This is a genomic window from Cardinium endosymbiont of Culicoides punctatus, from assembly GCF_004354815.1.
Lineage (GTDB): Bacteria > Bacteroidota > Bacteroidia > Cytophagales > Amoebophilaceae > Cardinium.
Genome location: NZ_QWJI01000053.1, coordinates 1 through 807 on the forward strand (window position 1 = coordinate 1; position 807 = coordinate 807).

Consider the following 807-nt stretch of genomic DNA (forward strand, 5'->3'; position numbering starts at 1 on the left):
GCTAAATCTTTCAATATTGTCTTGCATCTGTTTTACTAAGAGCCTAGTATCTGCTGTATCTTTCCAATAACCTAATAATTCCCCTGATTTAAAAAAATGTAGTATGGATGTAGGATTAAATACATCAGGTTCTTTATTAGAATTAGAAAACCTATATCCATTATAATATTCTTTCAAATCCTTTACAACTGTTTCAGTCGATTGGTCTATACCCGTTATTTCTTTTCTTCTATCACATATTTTGTCGAAATTATATTTAAATAATGCTCTAATATCTTCTTCTCGATATCCTACAATATCTGAAACATTTTCATCAAGTGATATATCTCCATCGTGCAATATATTAGCTCCTGAACCTAATCCCGATAAAACGAATTTATACACACCCGTTACAAATATTAACTGACAGTCATTAGCACAACTTTTTACTGTTGCAAAAAAATCACTAAGTACTTTCATGCAGTCTTTATAGTTCTGAGAATTCCAGTCTAAATTGATTACCGGACTATCATATTCATCTATTAGCAGAACTATTTTAGACTCATAGCCTTTTTTTAATGTTTTTAATTCTTCCACTAAATCTATATAATAGCTCTGAATACTGTCATTGTTGTCAGGCTTTTCTATATTTGAATCAATGCCATAAAATTTAGCAGTGCGATACATGGCCTTTTTAATATCCTTTTCTAATCTTTCGGATGTTTTATTATTTAGTTTAGAAAAATCCAATCTAATCACCGGATATTTTTTCCAGTCGTATTTTATTATATCACCATTTTCATCTTCAAACTCCCCATTAGAGATAAA

Annotated in this window: 1 protein-coding gene; it reads right to left on the reverse strand. The window is 29.7% G+C overall.

The window, feature by feature from the left end; genetic code table 11:
* Positions 1-807: AAA family ATPase (locus tag CCPUN_RS04195; protein WP_165941959.1), on the reverse strand; the 807-nt coding region annotated here is incomplete at both ends.